General features: G+C 66.1%; 19 protein-coding genes. 10 read left to right on the plus strand and 9 right to left on the minus strand.

Annotated elements, in window-relative coordinates:
- Positions 1-126: 126 nt before the first annotated feature.
- Both ABZ789_RS10430 and ABZ789_RS10435 read left to right on the plus strand, forming a co-directional pair.
- Positions 127-648: a hypothetical protein gene (locus tag ABZ789_RS10430; RefSeq protein WP_358422914.1), complete on the plus strand. Its 522-nt coding sequence runs from the start codon at positions 127-129 to the stop codon at positions 646-648.
- Entirely contained in the window at positions 648-1,145 is a 498-nt protein-coding gene (locus ABZ789_RS10435) for a YetF domain-containing protein (protein ID WP_358423153.1), read from the plus strand. Before ABZ789_RS10430 ends, ABZ789_RS10435 begins: the two co-directional genes overlap by 1 nt.
- Positions 1,146-1,155: 10 nt before the next feature.
- Here ABZ789_RS10435 and ABZ789_RS10440 read toward each other — a convergent pair whose 3' ends face one another.
- Positions 1,156-1,722 (minus strand): hemerythrin domain-containing protein, encoded by a 567-nt coding sequence (locus ABZ789_RS10440; protein ID WP_358422916.1) that lies wholly within the window; start codon positions 1,720-1,722, stop codon positions 1,156-1,158.
- A 21-nt stretch (positions 1,723-1,743) separates the two neighbouring features.
- Complete coding sequence (locus ABZ789_RS10445) at positions 1,744-1,887, minus strand: hypothetical protein (RefSeq protein ID WP_358422919.1); 144 nt, start codon at positions 1,885-1,887, stop codon at positions 1,744-1,746.
- A gap of 183 nt (positions 1,888-2,070) precedes the next feature.
- Here ABZ789_RS10445 and ABZ789_RS10450 point away from each other — a divergent pair, with 183 nt between their 5' ends.
- From ABZ789_RS10450 to ABZ789_RS10470, 5 genes are all read left to right on the plus strand, one after another.
- Complete coding sequence (locus tag ABZ789_RS10450; protein WP_358423156.1) at positions 2,071-3,084, plus strand: zinc-binding alcohol dehydrogenase family protein; 1,014 nt, start codon at positions 2,071-2,073, stop codon at positions 3,082-3,084.
- A gap of 134 nt (positions 3,085-3,218) precedes the next feature.
- Positions 3,219-3,659: an SPW repeat protein gene (locus tag ABZ789_RS10455; RefSeq protein WP_358422922.1), complete on the plus strand. Its 441-nt coding sequence runs from the start codon at positions 3,219-3,221 to the stop codon at positions 3,657-3,659.
- Positions 3,660-3,811: 152 nt separating this feature from the next.
- A complete protein-coding gene (locus ABZ789_RS10460) occupies positions 3,812-4,021 on the plus strand; it encodes an ANTAR domain-containing protein (protein WP_358422925.1) in 210 nt (69 codons plus the stop codon).
- A gap of 217 nt (positions 4,022-4,238) precedes the next feature.
- A complete protein-coding gene (locus ABZ789_RS10465; protein ID WP_358422928.1) occupies positions 4,239-7,697 on the plus strand; it encodes an indolepyruvate ferredoxin oxidoreductase family protein in 3,459 nt (1,152 codons plus the stop codon).
- 34 nt (positions 7,698-7,731) lie between these two features.
- Positions 7,732-8,817, plus strand: coding sequence for a Glu/Leu/Phe/Val dehydrogenase dimerization domain-containing protein (locus ABZ789_RS10470; RefSeq protein ID WP_358422931.1), 1,086 nt, complete (start codon positions 7,732-7,734; stop codon positions 8,815-8,817).
- Positions 8,818-8,895: 78 nt separating this feature from the next.
- Here ABZ789_RS10470 and ABZ789_RS10475 read toward each other — a convergent pair whose 3' ends face one another.
- Positions 8,896-9,402, minus strand: a complete 507-nt coding sequence (locus ABZ789_RS10475; RefSeq protein WP_358422933.1) for an Lrp/AsnC family transcriptional regulator — start codon at positions 9,400-9,402, stop codon at positions 8,896-8,898.
- Positions 9,403-9,622: 220 nt separating this feature from the next.
- Here ABZ789_RS10475 and ABZ789_RS10480 point away from each other — a divergent pair, with 220 nt between their 5' ends.
- Positions 9,623-10,942: an amino acid permease gene (locus ABZ789_RS10480; RefSeq protein WP_358422936.1), complete on the plus strand. Its 1,320-nt coding sequence runs from the start codon at positions 9,623-9,625 to the stop codon at positions 10,940-10,942.
- A 488-nt stretch (positions 10,943-11,430) separates the two neighbouring features.
- On the opposite strand, the gene ABZ789_RS10485 is transcribed toward ABZ789_RS10480, so the two are convergent.
- From ABZ789_RS10485 to ABZ789_RS10495, 3 genes are all read right to left on the minus strand, one after another.
- The gene (locus ABZ789_RS10485) at positions 11,431-11,820 is read right to left on the minus strand and encodes a hypothetical protein (RefSeq protein ID WP_358422939.1); all 390 of its coding nucleotides are present in this window, start codon (positions 11,818-11,820) and stop codon (positions 11,431-11,433) included.
- Positions 11,821-11,919: 99 nt separating this feature from the next.
- Positions 11,920-12,807 carry a PaaI family thioesterase gene (locus tag ABZ789_RS10490; protein ID WP_358422941.1) on the minus strand — a complete coding sequence of 296 codons (888 nt, stop codon included), beginning with the start codon at positions 12,805-12,807 and terminating at the stop codon, positions 11,920-11,922.
- Between the two features lie 85 nt (positions 12,808-12,892).
- Entirely contained in the window at positions 12,893-13,567 is a 675-nt protein-coding gene (locus ABZ789_RS10495) for a PaaI family thioesterase (protein ID WP_358422944.1), read from the minus strand.
- Between the two features lie 391 nt (positions 13,568-13,958).
- Between ABZ789_RS10495 and ABZ789_RS10500 the strand changes: the two genes are divergently transcribed.
- Complete coding sequence (locus ABZ789_RS10500) at positions 13,959-15,926, plus strand: APC family permease (RefSeq protein ID WP_358422947.1); 1,968 nt, start codon at positions 13,959-13,961, stop codon at positions 15,924-15,926.
- Positions 15,927-16,056: 130 nt separating this feature from the next.
- On the opposite strand, the gene ABZ789_RS10505 is transcribed toward ABZ789_RS10500, so the two are convergent.
- The 3 genes from ABZ789_RS10505 to ABZ789_RS10515 form a co-directional block, all read right to left on the minus strand.
- On the minus strand, positions 16,057-16,818 hold the full coding sequence (locus tag ABZ789_RS10505; protein ID WP_358422950.1) for a DUF899 family protein: 762 nt from the start codon (positions 16,816-16,818) through the stop codon (positions 16,057-16,059).
- Between the two features lie 26 nt (positions 16,819-16,844).
- A complete protein-coding gene (locus tag ABZ789_RS10510) occupies positions 16,845-17,717 on the minus strand; it encodes an alpha/beta hydrolase (protein ID WP_358422953.1) in 873 nt (290 codons plus the stop codon).
- A gap of 66 nt (positions 17,718-17,783) precedes the next feature.
- A complete protein-coding gene (locus ABZ789_RS10515) occupies positions 17,784-18,266 on the minus strand; it encodes a helix-turn-helix domain-containing protein (protein WP_358422956.1) in 483 nt (160 codons plus the stop codon).
- Between the two features lie 91 nt (positions 18,267-18,357).
- Here ABZ789_RS10515 and ABZ789_RS10520 point away from each other — a divergent pair, with 91 nt between their 5' ends.
- Positions 18,358-18,792, plus strand: a complete 435-nt coding sequence (locus ABZ789_RS10520) for a PaaI family thioesterase (protein ID WP_358422959.1) — start codon at positions 18,358-18,360, stop codon at positions 18,790-18,792.
- The last annotated feature ends 6 nt before the right edge of the window (positions 18,793-18,798 follow it).

Consider the following 18,798-nt stretch of genomic DNA (forward strand, 5'->3'; position numbering starts at 1 on the left):
GACGCCGTGGTCTCGACGTTGCATCGGTGGGCCCGTGGGCTATCGACGGCTACCCGCGCAGGCAACGGCTCTAAACACGATCCGCTATGTCTTTGCGCCTGTTCCGTTATGTGCCAACGTAGAGGTATGGAGCATTGGTCGGATTCCACGTTCGGGGACGTGGGAGAGGTCGCTCGCGGCAGGGCTGCGGGATTGCTGCGCAGGACCGCGGCTGTCGTACTGACGGTAGTCCTGGTGGCCGGCGCAGTCGGCCTGCTCGGAGTTCGCAGCTCCAGCGTTTCGGCGCAGGGCGGCGGGTACGACGTGGAGGTGACGTATCCACGGGTCGCCCGCCCAGGGCTGGATGTGGCGTGGGCGGTGAAGGTGCACCGCGCCGGGGGTTTCGACAAGGAGATAGTTCTGGCTGTCGACGCGTCGTACTTCGAGATCCTCGAGATGCGCGGGCGCCTGCCGGAGCCGTCCTCGGAGACCGCGGGGGCCGGGTTGGTGTATCTGACCTTCGACCCTCCGCCCGGAGAGGAGTTCACATTGTCGCTGGACGTGCGGATCCGAGCGGGAACTCAATGGGGAGAGTCCGGATCGGTGTCGGTGATGGAGGGTGAGATGAAGGCAGTAACAATCTATTTCGACACGTGGCTGGCGCCCTGATGGAAATCGTGATTCGTGCTGTCGTCCTGTTCTTGTTTCTGTGGGCGATCACCCGGCTCGTCGGCCGTTCCAGCGTCGGTGAGTTGAGCACTTTTCAACTCGTACTCTTCGTGGCCATGGGTGATCTCGTGCAACAGGGGATCACCCAGGATGACGTGTCCATGACGGGTGCGGTCCTCAGTATCGGTGTGTTCGCCATGCTGACTTTGTTCCTGACGACGATCAACGCCCGATTCCCGCGGGTGCGCGGTATCACTCACGGTATCCCCGTCGTGGTGGTCAAGGACGGCGAACCGGACATGAAGAACCTGAAACGGGAGCGCCTGTCCTTGGACGACCTTCTTGCCGCAGCGCGTCAGGAGGGCATCCGACGATTTTCCGACATCGAACTCGCGGTGCTCGAGACCAACGGGAAGGTCTCCTTCTTCACGCGCACGCGCACGCGCACGCGCACGCGTGCGCAGGACGGCGCTCCGGAAGAACCGGACCCCGCCTGAAAGCGCTCGATCAGCCTGTGTGCCGCCCGGTGAGGGCGTCGCGCAGGCGATCCACCATGCCGACCCCCGGTCCGATCGTCTTGTGGAACAGTTCGGAATGGGGAGCGGACGGATGCGGCCGGGTCGGAGCAAGCTTCTTGGCCGCTTGTACCTTGTCGCCGACCTCCACCAGCGTGTCCTGCTCGAGGTGGGTTCTCAGCGCCGGAAACTGTTCTGATTCTTCGTCGTTCGCGTGATGGCGTAGCAGGTCTTCGAACTTCCCGAGCAGTGTCGTGAATTCGGCGCTCGATGCGTCAGCACTCTCGAGTTGCTTCATGACCTGCACGATGCTGCCGTGTTCCTCCTTGTCGTGGTCGACGGCTTCCGTGCCGCCAGGGAGATGTTTCTCCATCTCCGGATAGACGAACATCTCCTCGGCGACCGAGTGCCTCATCACCTCGGCGATCGCGGCGTCGGTGAGATCCCGGCGCTCGCCCGCATCGAGGGTGGTCTGTGCTCGGCCGACGAGTTCGAGCATCTCGCGATGGTCGTCGGTGAGGATGGTGACGACGTCCACGCCGTCGTGGGATTCGGTCATCGTAGTGTGCCCTTCGAGGTGTCAGGACCGGCCGGACTCGTCGCTCTCGTCCTCGCCTTCCGCCTGGTTCGGCTGCCGCTGAGCCTTGGAGCGGAGGCTGTCGGGATCGGCGTCGGGGTCCTGGTCGGGGTCGTACGGATCGGTGGAATCTTCTGTGCTGCTCATACTCGAAGGGGTTGACCGGTGCCGTGACGGGCAAACACCCGATCGGAGGGCTTGCGACCCATCAGCCGCATCGTGACGGGCGAGTTTTCATACGATACGTACGGACACGAGTCGTGAACGGAATGCGGGGTCCGGGAGGGCCCGGCAAACAGGACCGAGGAAACCATGGACGAACCCGAATCCATGATGGCGTGGCGGCTCGTGCGGCCCGGCCCGGTAGCCGGCCGCCCCATGCGCTTCGACTCCGTTCCTCTGCCGGCGGTCGGAGCGCACGACCTGCAGGTGCGGGTGCTGGCCTGCGGTGTGTGCCGAACCGATCTGCATGTCGCCGAGGGTGACCTGCCCGTCCACCGTCCCGGTGTCGTCCCGGGGCACGAGGTGGTGGGTGTGGTGCATCGGGTGGGGGAAGCCGTGGAGGGATTCGCCCCCGGAGACCGCGTGGGCGTGGCTTGGCTCCGTTCGACGTGCGGGCGCTGCCGCTACTGTCGCAGGGGAGACGAGAACCTCTGTCCGAATTCGAGATACACCGGCTGGGACGACGACGGTGGCTACGCGGAGTTCGTGAGTGTCCCGGCGGCGTTCGCGCTCGCCCTGCCGGATGGTTACGACGATGTCGAGCTGGCGCCGCTGCTCTGTGCCGGCATCATCGGGTACCGTGCGCTGAAACGCGCGGCCGTGCCGGACGGTGGCAGGCTCGGTATCTACGGGTTCGGCGGCAGTGCGCACATCGCAGCCCAGGTGGCGATGGCGCGAGGCGTCGAGGTGCACGTCATGACGAGAAGCGAGGATGCGCGCACCCTTGCCCGCGATCTCGGGGCCGCGTCCGTGCAGGCCGCCGCGGACGCGCCGCCGGTCCTGCTCGATGCCGCAATCCTCTTCGCGCCCGTCGGCGAACTGGTGCCACCTGTCCTCGAAGCGCTCGATCGCGGCGGCATCCTGTCGATCGCCGGTATCCACCTCACCGACGTTCCGCAGTTGAACTACCAGCAGCACCTCTTCTACGAACGGGAGATCCGCTCGGTGACCGCGAATACCCGCGAGGACGCCAGAGAATTCCTCGCCTTCGCCGGGGAACACCCGATCCGGGTCGCGACGATGCGATACGGACTCGCCGACGCGGACCGCGCGCTTGCCGACCTCGCCGGTGATCGCGTCCGAGGCGCAGCCGTCCTCGTGCCCGAAGCGGCTGGACGATGAGGTGGTCCGAAGACATCCAGGTCGGTAAATGGGGACTTTCTGCCCTACGGCGAAGGCGTACGCAAGACGAGGATTGACACTGTCGGACCCATCAGGGCCCCTCGGACTTCTCACTCTGCGAGGAGATGAGGGCAATGTCGACACCATCGGCCCACACCCCAATGCACACCCATCCGGACCTCGTCGAAATGCGTGAACGTTACGAACGGATGGGGGAACAACCCACTGCTCAGATCACCGACGGACTGTTGGTGATCGCCGGACTGTACGCGGCGGCATCCGCGTGGATCATCGGCTTCGCCGACCAGACTGCCCTGGCGACGACCAATCTGGTATGCGGCATCGCGATCGCCGTTCTCGCCTTGGCGCTCGGCTCGGCATACGGCCGCACGCACGGTCTGGCGTTCGTCGCACCCGTGCTCGGTGTGTGGCTGATCGTCGCGCCGTGGTTGGTCAGCGGGGTCGCCACCAGCGCATCCATGATCTGGTCGCACATCATCGTCGGTGTGATCGTGTGTGTCCTGGGCCTTGCCACGGCTGCGATGGGGAGCGGCTGGATGAACCGCTCGCGTTGACCGTTCGCGCCGTGTACCCGGGGCGGTGCTGCCGGCTGCAGGTCTGAACCGGCAGCACCTGGCCGGGCGCGGCGTCCGGACGCCGTTGCGCGGCTATCGAGGGCGGTACCCCGGGAAGAGGCGTCAAAACCCCTGTGCAGCCGAATTTCGCCGTGGCCGCTGTACGCGAAGAGCAATTCTGCGCGGCATTGGCCTCGAGCGATGTCATCGGGCAGGCCAAGGGTGTTCTGATGGAACGCTTCGGGCTCGATGCAGACGGTGCGTTCGCAATGTTGCGCCGGCTCTCCCAGGAACAGAATCAACTCGTGCGTGACCTCGCTATCGCGGTGGTGGATACCGTTGCGACTTCGGACGAACGGTAGAGCTCCCGCCGGTGAAGGCCGTGGCGTCGTCGGCAGCGGAACTGAGCACGGTGCGCATTCCGAAAGCGTGTTCTGGATCACATTTGAACATTCTGATGCGCTCAGAATTATTCTGTTGACGCCTTCGCGCAGTAATGCCGACTATTGCTGTACCAAATGACGTGATCGAAGCGGCTCGGACACGATCGGACGCCGCGACGAAGGACGGTGGTACGCAATGACCGAGACCGTGATCCGCGAGAGCGAACCAGTTCCCTACGACCTCGACGACCGATATCGTTCCGGCTCTGGTCCGGTGCTGCTGACCGGTGTCCAGGCGATAGCCCGTCTGCTCGTCGAGCAGCACGTGCGCGCTATCCGGGACGGCCGTCGGGTGGCGACCTTCGTCTCCGGCTACCAGGGCAGCCCTCTCGGTGGTCTCGACAAGATGCTCCACGGCATGCCGAAGGTGCTCGCCGAGCACGACATCACCTTCGTGCCCGGGTTCAACGAGGAACTCGCCGCCACCTCGGTGTGGGGAAGCCAGGGACAACTCGGCGCCGGCACACGAACCCACGACGGCGTCGTCGGCGTCTGGTACGGCAAGGGGCCAGGTCTGGATCGGGCCACCGACGCGCTGCGTCACGCCAACATGTACGGAGTCGACCCCGACGGTGGGGTGCTGCTCATGGTCGGCGACGATCCGGCCTCGAAGTCGTCGACTGTCCCCGCTGTGAGCGAACGGTCTCTCGCAGCACTCGGTATCCCGGTCCTGTTCCCGCGCAACGCCGCCGAGATCGTGTCGATGGGACTGCACGGGGTGGCACTCTCGCGGGCATCAGGCTGCCTCGTCGCGCTCAAGATCGTCGCGGACGTCGCCGACGGTGCATGGTCCGTCGACGGTTCGATCTCCGACCTGCCTATCGCCGTTCCCGAGATCGAATGGCAGGGAAAGTCTTTCGTCTACCGCCAACGTCCCATGGCCGCTCCGGGTGACAGTGTGATCGCCGAGGCCGATCTGTACGGGCCGCGCTGGAAGATCGTGCAGGAGTACAGCAGGCTCAACGGACTCGATGTGATCGAGGTCGATCCGCCTCACGCGCGCGTCGGTCTCGCCGCCACGGGGACCACCTTCGACGCACTGCGGCAGGCACTTCTCGATCTCGGGGTGGACGACTCCGCGCTGCACCGCGTCGGCATCCGCCTGCTGCGCATCGGCATGCCGTACCCGATCGGACCCGAGGTGATACACGAATTCGCCCGGGGCCTGGACGACCTGATCGTGGTGGAGGACAAGACCGCCTTCGTCGAGACTCAGATCCGCGAAATCCTCTACGGAACCGCCGATGTCCCACGGATCGTCGGCAAGAAGGACGCCGACGGTCGCCCGCTGGTGCCCGTCGACGGCGAACTCACCGCCGGACGGATCCGCGGCCCGCTTCGCCGTGTGCTCCGCGGCCACGTCGAACTCGGTCCCGCACCCCTGCCGCAACTGCCGCTCGAGGTGCTGTCGACGCAGCGCACCCCCTACTTCTGCAGCGGGTGCCCACACAACCGGTCCACCGCGCTGCCGGAAGGCTCGATCGGTGCAGGCGGAATCGGCTGTCACACCCTCGTCACCCTCTCCGGCCGCAAGGACAGCGCCGTCACCGGTCTGACCCAGATGGGTGGCGAAGGCGCCCAGTGGATCGGGCAGGCGCCGTTCACCGACGTCGGACACATCTTCCAGAATCTCGGCGACGGCACGTTCTTCCATTCCGGGCAACTCGCTGTCCAGGCGTGTGTGGCCGCGGGTGTGAACATCACCTTCAAGCTGCTCTACAACGATGTCGTCGCGATGACCGGCGCCCAGGAAGCCGAGGGCGCACTGAAGATTCCCGCCCTGACCCGCAAGCTCGCCGTCGAAGGCGTTCGCAAGATCATCGTCTGCTCGGACGAACCGAAACGGCACCGCACGAGGTCGCTCGCGCGCGGCACGGAGGTCTGGCACCGGGACCGGCTCGACGAGGCACAGAAGCTGTTGCGCGACATCCCGGGAGTCACGGTCCTCATCTACGACCAGCACTGCGCCGCCGACGCACGTCGTCAGCGTAAACGCGGCACGCTGCCCGCCCGCACCACCCGTGTCGTGATCAACGAAGCGGTGTGTGAGGGTTGCGGCGACTGCGGCGTCAAGAGCAACTGCCTGTCGGTTCAGCCCGTCGACACGGAGTTCGGCTCCAAGACCCGCATCGACCAGACGTCGTGCAACACCGACTATTCGTGCCTCGACGGCGACTGCCCGTCCTTCGTGACCGTCGAGACGGCACCCGAGAAGCCGCAGCGACGCAAGGCTCCGACCCCGCCGCGTGTGCCCGATGCCGACGTCGACATCCCCGCAGGGACGAGCAACGTCTTCCTCGCGGGCATCGGCGGCACCGGCATCGTCACCGTCAACCAGGTGCTCGCGACGGCTGCGCTGCGCGCCGGGTTCGAGGTCGAATCTCTCGATCAGATCGGGATGAGCCAGAAGGCCGGCCCGGTGGTGTCGCACCTTCGGTTCGCGGTCGACGGGCTCGAACCGGGCAATCGCGTCGGCCCCGGCGGCGCGTCGTGCCTGCTCGCCCTCGATCTCCTCACGGCGACCGAACCGAAGAATCTGGCCTACGCGAGTCCTGCCGAGACCGTGGCCGTGGCGTCCACGAGCCGGGTCCCCACGGGTGACATGGTGTACGACCGGTCCGTCCGGCACCCCGACGAGCGGGATCTGATCGACCGTCTCGACACCGCGACCCGCACGGCGGTCTCGTTCGACGCTCTCGCCGCGGCCCAGGCACTGTTCGGTGAGACCTCGGCCGCGAACTTTCTCGTCGTGGGTGCCGCCCATCAACTCGGCGGACTGCAGATCCCGGCCGTCGCGATCGAGGAAGCGATCGAGATCAACGGTGTAGCGGTCGCGACGAACATCGCCGCCTTCCGCTGGGGCCGCGTGGCGGTCGCCGATCCCGCAGCCTTCGCTGCCGCGACCGAACCGGCTCGTCCGGAGCGTGACGCCACGGTCGTACCGGAACGCCTGCTCGACGGCACCACCTTCACCGGTGAGGTGGAGCGACTCGTGCGGATCCGTGCGGCGTCCCTGATCGACTTCCAGAGCGAAGCCCTCGCCGCCCGCTACATCGAGCAGGTGCGGTCGGTGTGGGAGGCGGAACGACGCGTCACCGAGCGCACCGAGTTCAGCGAGGCAGTCGCCCGCGGGCTGTTCAAGTTCACCGCCTACAAGGACGAGTACGAGGTCGCCCGGATGCTCGTCGACCCGGTCTTCCTCGACGAGGTGCAGGGCCAGGTTCCCGGCGGCCACAAGCTCACCTACCGCCTGCACCCGCCGGTGCTGCGCGCACTCGGACGGGACAAGAAGGTCGGCTTCGGGCCGAAATCGCATGTCGCGCTGAGAGCTTTGGCCAAGGCGAAGCGTCTGCGTGGTACCAAGCTCGATCCCTTCGGTTACGCCCACGTCCGGCGCGTCGAACGTGCCCTGCTCGCGCACTACACCGCCATGATCGAACGGCTCGCCGCCGAACTGGATGCCGACTCCTACGACCGCGCCGCCGAGATCGCGGCCATGCCCGACATGGTGCGCGGCTACGAGGACGTCAAGCTCCGCTCCGTCGAGCAGTACCGGGTGCGCCTCGCCGAGCTCGGCGTCGACACCGATTTCTGATTCGTAAAATCCTATCCTGGAAAGGAATACACGCATGACCACCTCGATTGCAGTCGGCCCCGACGCCGGGTCCGTCTCAGGAGTCTTCGGCCGATCCCGTCGACTGTCCGACCGCCCGCACGAGCAGGTCGTCTTCCACGAGGACGCTGAGACCGGTCTGCGCGCCATCGTCGCGATTCACTCGACCGCGCTCGGACCTGCGCTCGGCGGGACCCGCTTCTATCCGTACGCCGACGAGTCGACGGCTCTCGAGGACGTGCTGCGCCTGTCCTGGGGGATGACCTACAAGGCGGCGGTCTCGGGTGTGAACCTCGGTGGCGGCAAGGCCGTCGTCATCGGCGATCCGGCGACGGGCAAGAACGACGAATTGCTTGCCGCTTACGGACGATTCGTCGATTCCCTCGGTGGTCGCTACATCACCGCAGCCGATGTCGGAACCCGCGCGGAAGACCTCGACGTGGTGGGCCGGCACACCCCCTACGCGGTGGGCCGTACCGTCGCGGCCGGCGGATCGGGCGACAGTTCGCCGCTGACCGCGCTCGGTGTCTTCCAGGCGATGCGGGCCGGAGCCCGAACTGTTTGGGGTGAAACAACGCTCGCGGGCCGCACCGTCGGCGTCGAAGGGCTGGGGAAGGTCGGCTACGAGCTCGTGAGCCTGCTCGTCGCGGACGGCGCGGAGGTGATCGTCTCCGATGTGAACCCGCAGGCCCTCGCCCGGGTGGTGGACGAATTCCCCGTGCGGGTCACCGACAGCGTCGTCGCGTCGTCGGCCGAGGTGTACGCCCCGTGTGCACTCGGGAGCACGTTGACCCCGTCGACCGCAGCCGTGCTCGACGCGAAGCTGGTCTGCGGGGCGGCCAACAACCAGCTCGCCGTCCCGGAGGTGGAGAAGCTGCTCGGCGAACGCGGAATCACTTGGATGCCCGACTATGTCGCGAACGCGGGTGGGCTGATTCAGGTCGCTGGAGAAGTGGACGGATCCGACGCCGCGGTCGTCCGGGAACGCGTGGAGTCGATCTTCGATCGCACCGCCGAGATCTTCGAGGTCTCGCGCGCGCTCGGCGTCACGCCGGGTGCGGCCGCGAATCGTATTGCCGAGCAGCGCATCGATACTGCCTGACACGCACAGGGGACGAGGGGATGCACCACGTGGTGCCTCCCCTCACCGTGCTGTGTCAGGGTCGACTCGTCGAGGGTGTCAGGACCGCCCGGACGAGGCCGAACGGCCGTGTCCGGCATCGCGGGTGAGGTGTTCGACGAGCGGCTGGGTCCGATACTCGATCGGGGTGGTGAGCGCGAGGGTCGTGGTGGTGTGTGCGACACCCTCGATGGTGTGGATGCGTTCGAGAACCAGCAGCAGATCCTCCTGGGACTGTGCGGCCATCCGGATCAGGAGGTCCTCACGGCCGGTCGTCGCATGTACCTCCAGCACCTCGGGGAAGCGTGCCAGCCGGGCGATCACGTGGCCCATCTGTGCCTGAACGAGTTCGACTCCGATGAATGCCTGCAGCGGCACACCCAATTTCGGCAGGTCGACGACCGGACGGTATCCGGTGACGGCACCGGAGTCCTCGAGCTTTTTGATCCGCGACTGCACGGTGTTGCGGGCGACGCCGAGTTTCGCCGACAGGTCGACGATTCCTGCCCGGGGATTGCGCGTGAGCTCTCCGAGGAGGGCTGCGTCGAGGCGGTCGAGACTGAACACGGTGGCACCCTTTCGTCTGTGATGCAGGTCACCGCTCGAGCATAATGCTCAGCCGAACAGAAAGACATTGACACTTCACGCGCTGGTGGAATTATTGCTGCATCGAATGCTCACGCAAACACGGACTGCTGCAACATGATGCGTCACCACGTGAGCGCTTTGCCCTCCCTCGTCCGATCGGGCGCGGCGGGCGCCGCAACCACCCCCCGAGGAGCACACAATGCCCGGAGTCGGCATCTGGCGGACGAAATCCGTCGAACAATCGATCGCGGACACCGACGAACCCTCGTCCCGACTGCGGCGGGAACTGACCGCCAAGGATCTCACCGTGTTCGGCGTCGCCGTCGTGGTCGGCGCCGGTATCTTCACTCTCACTGCCCGCACCGCAGGAAACGTCGCCGGCCCCTCGGTGTCGCTCGCCTTCGTTCTCGCAGCGATCGCGTGCGGACTCGCCGCCCTCTGCTACGCGGAGTTCGCGTCGGCCGTGCCGGTCGCCGGCAGCGCATACACCTTCTCCTACGCGACCTTCGGTGAATTCGTCGCATGGATCATCGGATGGGATCTGATCCTCGAATTCGCCCTGGCATCCGCGGTCGTCGCCAAAGGCTGGTCGTTGTATCTGGGAGGGATGTTCGGGGGAGAGTCCTCGATCGACCTCGGTCCGATCTCCGTCGACTGGGGTGCACTGCTCATCGTCGGCGTGCTCACCGTGGTCCTCGCCATCGGCACGAAGATCTCCTCGCGAGTGTCCGCGGTGGTCACCGCGATCAAGGTGGCCGTGGTGCTGCTGGTCATCGTCGTCGGCATCTTCTACATCGACAAGGCCAAGTACGCCCCGTACGTCCCGGAGGCAGAGGAATCGGCCGGTACGGCCACGGGTGTGCACCAGTCGCTGTTCTCCGCACTCACAGGTGCGGGCGGTAGCAGCTACGGCTGGTACGGGCTCCTCGCCGCGGCGAGCCTGGTGTTCTTCGCCTTCATCGGCTTCGATGTCGTCGCCACTACCGCAGAGGAGACCAAGAATCCCCAGAAAGCGCTGCCCCGGGGCATTCTCGGCTCTCTTGCGATCGTCACCGTCCTCTACGTCGGCGTCACGCTCGTGCTCACCGGCATGGTGAAGTACACCGACTTGAAGACGGGCAGCGCGCTGGTCGGTGACGGCAGCGCGACGCTGGCCACGGCCTTCGAGGCGCACGGCGTCGCGTGGGCGCAGATGGCGATCAATATCGGCACGCTGTTCGCCTTCGTCCTCGTATGCGTAGGCGTGATGGTGCTTCGTCGCACGCGCCCCGACCTGCCCCGCGGATTCCGGGTACCGCTCGTACCGCTGGTCCCTGTGCTCGCGGTGCTCGCGTGTGCCTGGCTCATGCTCAACCTGTCGGTCGAGACGTGGATCCGGTTCGCCGCCTGGATGGCTCTCGGCGTGGCGATCTATTTCGCCTACGGGCGCCGGAAGTCGGTACTCGGGCAGCGGTTGGAACTCGAAGCCTCCCGACGCGACGCAGAGGGGACGGAGAGGCGGGAACCCGAACCCGTGTGATGTGAGCCTGGGCCCGTCCACGTCGAACAGGCGCGGGCGGGCCCTCGTATTCAGTTTCTTCGATGGTCCGGGCAGGGCGCAACTATGACAAATCGGGCATTATACGCGGTCTTTGATGATCTTGGAAGAAATAATGCACGCATGTGAGCAAATTGCCTTATGCTGTGAGTCAGCGCCGCAGAGATGAACGTTGTGGCAACGAATCCGGGTAGTTCGTTCGAGTGCACGACAGACGAGATACGCGGATACTGCCTACGATTCTCTCTGCTCCTGTCGATTGGGAGACCGACAGGAAGGGCCCCGCCAGCGATTCGAGGGGAGGAGCCGGCGGGGCCTCGCGCTGTATCTCCTGTGTCGGGGAGGACTCAAGGGAGACACGGCCACCTACGCCGTGGCCGTATTGGAGCTTAGGGGAATCCCGGTCGGCCGTCCAGAGGTCGAGACTGAAACGAGACCTAGGAATGTTTCGTGGCTGTAAACAATGATGCCTATCCGGCTTTTCGGCGTCCCCGGGCCGCCTCGGCGTCGCCTGTCGCCGGAAAGATGGCTGCGGGCATGGCGCGGGAACTGTCGGGATGACCGTGGGGGGACGACGGACGCGGGGGGCGCCGCCGCCGGCGCCGGTTTCGCGTGGTCCGGAATCCCCAGGCTGCGATGCACACACCCACCCCGGAGAGCAGGTCGGCCTCGGTCAACCCGTGATTCGGTGTCACCGAGTACAGGACGCGACCTTCGAGGGGGCCGTTCATCAGCACCCACAGCACCGACGCGACCAGCGCGGCCAGGCTCGACAACAGGTGGGGTCGCGCCAGGCACCAAGTCGAGGCGGCGAACAGTGAGCACATGGCCACGAGCGAGTAGAAGACGGCGTTCTGCACGGACGACCCCTCTCGCTTCTGCCGGATCTCGATCAACTGTACTGGCGCGCGAGCGGGGCCTGCTCGTTCGTCGCCGGTGACACTCGCAACATCCGTCTCTCAGTCGGAGGGTGGTCGCTGCAACGTGATCGTGGTCAGTGCGAGTACCTGGTCGTCGGCTCCGGCGTCGACGAGGCGGACGTCGAGGACGGCGTGATCGCCGGACTCCCGGACGACGGTGACCTGTGAGCGTGCCGGCCCCTGTTTCACCTGCGACAGGTAGTGGGCCTGGATATCGGTGGCCACGAGATCGGGGCGCACGGTATGCGCTGCGTGCTCGGCGAGCAGGGCCTGGGCGCCACCCTGGATGGTGCCGATCATGTTGGCCACGAAGGGGGTGAGATCGAGTTCGAGGATGCCCTTCCTGGAGTCCAGCGTGCGCATGCCCAGCCGTGCGTAGATGTCCTTGTCGACGGGGTGCTTCGTGTACTCGCGGACGGTGCCCACCCACTCGCCCGGGTTGTAGTAATCGGAATCGGCTGCGGCAGAACGAGGTAGCCGCGCAAAGGTGACGAGGCTGCGTCCGGCGGGGCGCAGTGCACGGTCGTCGATGGCGGCAACGAGTTCCTCGAGGTCGGTGATGCCGCCGCCGTCGAAGATCTCGGCGGTGACGTGCACTGTCTTCTTGCCTATGCGCATCAGGCGAGCGTCGACGACGATCGGCCCCTCGGTGAGGGGCTCGGCCGCGTAGATGGCGAGATCCTGCGTGGCCGTCCAGTCCGGACTGCACGCGGCGAGTGCTGGGGTCGACGTGACGATGTCGACCACGGTGGTGAGCACTCCGAGTGCTGCCGCGCCGGCCCTGTTGCGCAATTCGTCGGGCAGGTCGGCGCGCATGACGGCGCGTTCCTTGCTCACCTGGAGCGACGTCAGGCCGAAGTCGGCCGTGAAGGTGTAATGGCCGGTCGTCACCATCGAGCTATTGGCGGAAATGTCGTTCTCATTCATGAGAGTGATATTGCCACGTTGCTTGCGGCCGGCAAAGAACGGCGCCCGTGGCAGGACTCCATGTCCTCGCATTCGGGGGCACGGTCTACTCGGGTCTCGGTATCTCCGCGAACGAGTCGCGCTGCTCCACCATCCATACCGGCGCGATGAAGATGCCCTCCGCCTCCACACAGATGCCCTCGTCGTCGGCGACGTGCCCGACGACGAACGCTTTGCGTCCCTCGACGCGATCGAGTTTCGCCTCGACCCGCAGAGTTCCGAGCGGGGTGCGCTTGCGGTAGCGGATGGTGAGCGTGCCGGTCATCCCCGGGTATCCGGAGATGCGCGCGGCGTCCCCGAGAACCTGATCGAGCAGCAACGCCGAGACTCCGCCGTGGACGTGCCCGGCCGGCCCTTCGTAAACCGGGCCGAGATGGACGTCCACCCACACGCGGCCGTCGTCGTCCTGCTGAATATCGCCGAGCGGTGCGATGGCGTTGCGCAGGCCTATCGCGGCGTTGCCCCAGTTGCGGAAGCGGCCCGAATCGTTGAACCGCGTGCCGTACGGGCGGTCCTCGCGGTCGCGTTCGAGGATCCGGCGGGCGGCGGCGAGATGTTCCCGCGCTCGTGCGACGTCGGCGGCATCGACGCGGGTCTGCAGGGCGAGTTGGATCAGCTCCCGCACATCCTCTGTGAGGGGGCCGTAGGTGAGTCTCTGCTGATCGATTTCCTCGTCGGACAGGCCGTCGTTGACGTAGAGCTCGAGGATGGAATCGGTCATCAGGTTCTCCGGATCGTGAGCGTGGTGAAGGAAATAGTCGACCGCGGGACCAGGCGGGAGTCAAGCCTCGATGCCGCTGCGCGGGACCACCGCAGACGCCGCGCTGCCGATACCGCAGCGGACGGCGTGAATCGGCCCTGGTGCCTGCCAAATAGAATGAACCCCGCCGGCTGTACGAGGGGAGGGGCCGACGGGGTCCGTCCGTGCCGCTCACAAAGGGGAGGAGACGCGGCACGTTTTGTTGCGAGGAGCAACAACGACTCCACGCTACCGGCAATTCTCCCACCTGCCAACCGCTCGAGTGGGTGAACGGAGGGGTGATTTCTCGTCGTTCTGCGCCTATGGCGAGCGTCGTATCACGAGCGTACCCTTCGCTTCTGCGTGCATCGAGATGCGCGGGACAGGAGCCGGTGTCGTGGCCGTAACCTTGCACAAGGGCCGTGACGGAATCACCAAACGTGTGTTGTTCGGAAGACCGCTACGCAGCGACACGCTCGGCTACACGCTGCTGCCGAAACGTATCGCCCTCCCGGTCTTCGCGTCCGACGCGTTGTCGTCCGTCGCCTATGCGCCGGAGGAGATTTTCCTCGTGCTGTCGGTGGCAGGGCTGTCCGCTTATGCCTTCTCCGGCTGGATCGGTCTCGCGGTCGCGGTCGTCCTGGTGGTGGTGGTCGCGAGCTACCGGCAGAACGTGCACGCCTATCCATCCGGGGGCGGCGACTACGAGGTGGCGACGACCAATCTCGGTGCGGCGGCAGGCCTGACGGTGGGGAGCGCGCTGATCGTCGATTACGTGCTGACAGTTGCCGTGTCGATCTCGTCGGCGGCCCAGAACATCGGTTCGGCGATTCCCTTCGTCGAGCACCACAGGGTGCTGTTCGCGATCACCGCGATCGTCCTTCTCACCACCGTCAATCTGCGCGGGCTCCGTGAAGCGGGAACAGCTTTCGCCATCCCCACCTACGCCTTCATGGTCTGCATCGGGGCGATGATCGTCTGGGGATTCGTGCGTCTCGTACTCGGCGACGATCTGCGCGCCGAGTCGTCGCAGTACGAACTCGTCGGCGAACAGTCGCATCTGGCCGGCCTGGCGTTCGCCTTCCTCCTCGCCCGGGCGTTCTCGTCGGGGTGTGCCGCCCTCACAGGTGTCGAGGCCATCAGCAACGGTGTACCGGCTTTCCGGAAACCGAAATCGCGCAACGCCGCCACCACCCTGCTCATGCTGGGTGCGATCGCGATCACGCTGCTGATGGGCATCATCGTCCTCGCCGAACGGCTCGGTGTCGTCATCGCCGAAGATCCCGCGACGCAGCTACGTGGAGCACCCGAGGGATACCACCAGAAGACGCTGGTCGTGCAGATCGCCGAGACGGTCTTCGCCGGTTTTCCTGTCGGCTTCTATCTCGTCACCGGGGTGACCGCGCTCATCCTGGTGCTCGCCGCGAACACCGCGTTCAACGGATTCCCGGTTCTCGCATCGGTACTCGCCCACGACAAGCACCTGCCGACGCAGCTCCGCACCCGCGGCGATCGCCTCGCGTTCAGCAACGGCATCGTCTTCCTCGCCCTCGGGGCGATCGTGTTCGTCTGGGCTTTCGACGCCGAGGTCACGCACCTCATCCAGCTCTACATCGTCGGCGTGTTCGTCTCGTTCACGCTGAGCCAGACGGGCATGGTGCGTCACTGGACCCGGCTGCTGGCGACCGAGACGGACGCCCGGCACCGGCGCAGAATGCAGCGCTCACGCCTCATCAACGCCGTCGGCCTGGCGATGACCGGAAGCGTGCTGATCATCGTCCTGATCACGAAGTTCGTTGCCGGAGCGTGGATCGCGATCCTCGCCATGGTGGCCGTTTTCGTGACGATGCGGGCTGTCAACCGACATTACCGCCGCGTCGCAGAGGAACTCGACCCCGCCAATTGGGATGGTCTGCTGCCGAGCCGAACATATTCGATCGTGCTCGTGGCCAAACTGCACCATCCCACCCGGCGTGCACTCGCGTATGCGGCAGCGACGCGACCCGACACCCTCGAAGCGATCACCGTCGACGTCGACGAGGAGGAGACCCGGCAACTCGTGCGCGAGTGGGAGGCCAGCGACATCACCGTTCCCCTGAAGGTGCTCGAGTCGCCCTACCGGGAGATCACCCGACCGGTGCTCGACTACGTCAAGCGGGTGCGGGGCAACTCGCCGCGCGACGTGGTCACCGTCTTCATCCCCGAATACGTCGTGGGCCACTGGTGGGAGAACCTGCTCCACAACCAGAGCGCGCTGCGGTTGAAGAGTCGCTTGCTGTTCCAGCCCGGGGTGATGGTCGCGAGCGTGCCGTGGCGGCTGCGGTCCTCGGAAGGTAAGTGATCAGTCCGCCGTTCCATTCGGACTCGGGACGATGCGACCCGAACGGTTCCGCCACGCACAACTCCTTCGTCGGAAACACTTCGCTTCCGCGGTAGGTGCGCCCGTCGTCGTCGGTGCAGTCGCTGAGGGGTCAGTGCCAGTCGCCCTGCCGTCCGAGGGTCTCGACGGGAGTCGCGCCGGGCCGGGTCCACTGCGGCACCGGGCGGCTCGTCTCACCCCATGTCGCGTGCCCCTCGGCGTCCGTGCGCCAGAACCAGCACGGGTCGTCTCCCTCCGGCCAGCCCTCGGGCTTGTCCTCCCACCTCTCGCCGCGCCCGTACGGGGTCATGTCGAGCAGGCCGGCGGAACTGTTGGCCCGTTCGGTGCCGCGACCCGTCGTGGAGTAGGTGAGGAAGGTCCGGTCGCCGTCCCGGAGATAGGAGGTGAGATAACCCATCGCTCCGCCCACGGGTTCGTCGATGTCGCGCACCGAGTACCAGGGTTGTGTGTATCCCATGAACTCGACGAACGCGGCCACTTCCTCCCAGGTACCCGTGGTCACGAACGCGAGTGAGACGCCCCGGGCCTCGAGGTAGACGGCGTCGCGGACATGCCAGGCCGTGGTGGTGCACCCCTCGCACTGTCCTTGCGGGGGTGCCCCGTCGTACCACATGTGTTTGTAGACGACGAGTTCGTTGCGGCCCTGGAAGAGGTCGAGGAAGGGGACCGGGCCGTCCGGTCCGACCACCTCGACCGTGCCGTCGAACTCCACCATCGGCAGTCGGCGGCGAGCCGCGGCGATAGCGTCGCCTTCTTTCGTGTGGGCCTTCTCCCGGAGCAGGAGCTTGTCGCGTTCGGCCTGCCAGGTGGCGAGGTCGACCACGGGTGGGCGGCCGGATCGCGGTGTGGTCATGGTGAGGTCCCGGATGATCGGTCGGGTTACACGCGGCTCGGTTGGAGCACGTCGCGGAGCACGGTGGCGAAGGCCTCGGGATCGCCCGCCATGCCCTGCTCGGCGCCCATGAATCCGCCGTGGTCGCCGGGGAAGAGCATCGGGCTGGTGCCGAGCCTGTCGGCGAGTGCCGCGGCAGCACGCCCGCACAATTGGCGCGTGGACTCGCGCCCACCGGCGACCACGATGTGCGTGGACGCCTTCGCGAGGGCATCGAAGTCGGGCCGGTAACCCGTGCACGACAACCAGTTCTGGCTCAGCAACACGTCGTCGCGGGTTCCGTCGTCCTCCGTGGGCAGGCCGAACTCCGCCGGATTCGGGGCGGGACGGTCGAGATAGCCGGACGTCAGCTCGCCCTCGTAGCCGACCAGCGCGATGAACTTGGCCATGGCCGGTCCGGTGCCGCTGCGCTGGTAGGTCTCGTGGATGTCGTCGCGCACCGCTTCGGCCTGAAGGCGATCGGGCAGCAGTTCGAGAATCGGTGGTTCGTGCGCGACCAGCGTGCGCACCTGTGCCGGGTGCCGGGAGACGAGTTCGAGGGCGTTGACCGCGCCGCCGCTGCTGGCGAAGACGTCGACGGGACCGAGATCGAGTTCGACGAGCAGTCGGTGCAGGTCGTCGGCGTGCAGGGCGGGAGTGGACGGGATCGACGTGTCGGTGCGTGTGCCACGACCCGTGCCGCGTGGATCGTAGGTGATCACCGTCCGGTCGTCGAACAGGGAGGCGAGCGTGGTGAAACCGCTTGCGTCCATGGGTGATCCTGCGATAACCAGCGGGAGCGCATCGCCTGGTGCCGAGCGGACGTCGTAGACGAGGCTCGCGCCGGGGACTTCGAGCGTGTGGGTGACTAGTTCGGTCATGTCGGCTCCTCGAGTGGTCGGTGACTGTACCGACTCCCGCCGACCGAAGAACTCATCGCGTCCGCGTCATCGGTTCGTGTCGTCGGCCAGTTTCTGTGCCGTAGGGCCAGGGCGGGTCTGCGCCTCGGTCGGCCGTAGTGGGCCGTGCCCGTGCGCGCACTTCACGACCGTTTCGACGGGAGCGCCGCAGTCGCGATGTTCGATGAGAAGTGACGGTCCCTCGGGATCGGCACAGTATTTGTCTCCCCACTGCAGCAGGGCCACGAGGATCGGGTAGAGGTCGCGGCCCTTCTCGGTGAGTCGATATTCGTGACGCGTGCGGCGCCCTTCCTCGCGATAGGGGACGGTGTCGAGGATGCCTGCGTCGACCAGGGTGCGGAGTCTGGCCGACAGCACGGGATCGGAGATGCCGGTGTGGCGGCGCATCTGCTCGAACCGTCGCACACCGTTGAACACCTCGCGCAGGACGATCATCGTCCATTTCTCGCCGATGACGTCGAGGGTGCGCTGGACCGAGCAGTTGTCGGTGCTGTAGTCGAGCCACTGCATGCACACATCGTAGCTGACTTAATCCTTGACAGTCAGGGCCCGGAAGTGGCTAACTGTGGATATCCAAGCCAGACCATGCAAGGGAGTCGTCGTGACCGAAACTGTCGAGAACCACCCGACGATCGAAGATTACGGCCGGAAGGCACCGAGCCGGTTCGTCGAGGCGAGCGGGTTCGTCGTCGAAGAGGCCACCGGCACGAAGGTGACGGGCCACGTCGATCTGGGGCCCGACCACCACACCCCCTGGGGCGTCGTGCACGGCGGTCTCTACGCGACCATCGTGGAAAGTGCCGGCAGCATCGGTGCGAGCGCTGCGGTGCTCGATCGCGGGCAGTTCGCCGTCGGCGTCAACAATTCGACCGATTTTCTGCGATCGACGACGGGATGCCGGGCATCGGTGACCGCGGAACCGTTGCAGCAGGGACGAACGCAGCAGTTGTGGCTCGTGATCATCACCGATACCGCGACAGGCAAGGTCCTCGCACGCGGCCAGTTGCGTCTGCAGAACGTTCCGTTGCCGGGATAGGCCGCC

The sequence above is a fragment of the Rhodococcus sp. NPDC047139 genome, assembly GCF_040643435.1.
Taxonomy (GTDB): Bacteria; Actinomycetota; Actinomycetes; order Mycobacteriales; family Mycobacteriaceae; genus Rhodococcus.